At 61.9% G+C, this 355-nt stretch carries 1 protein-coding gene; it reads left to right on the forward strand.

What is annotated here, in order from left to right; genetic code table 11:
* Positions 1-36 precede the first annotated feature (36 nt).
* Positions 37-355 (forward strand): extracellular solute-binding protein (locus AC1D0P_RS32660; RefSeq protein WP_477680511.1); only part of this gene is annotated, 319 nt, incomplete at its 3' end.

Raw genomic sequence — 355 nt, forward strand, 5'->3', positions numbered from 1 at the left:
GACAAATACAATGCCTCGCATTCCGACAAGGTCCATGTGACCCAGATCACCGCCGAACAGATGGTGCCGAAGCTCGGTGCTTCGATCGCCGCCGGCGCGGCTCCGGATGGCGCCGTCCTCGACCTGATCTACCTGCCGACCTTCGCTTCCAATGACAGCCTTGAGGACATTAGCGATTTCGTCAAGGGCCTGCCCTATTCCGCCGCACTCAGCCCCTCGCATATCCGCCTCGCCWCCTATGACGGCAAGATCTATGGCGTGCCGGCGCTGCCGGACGCCTCGATCATCGCCTACAACACCGACCTGTTCAAGAAAGCCGGCCTCGATCCGAACAAGGCGCCGGCTTCGCTCGAAG

It is taken from the genome of Polaromonas sp. P1_G2 (genome assembly GCF_056405515.1).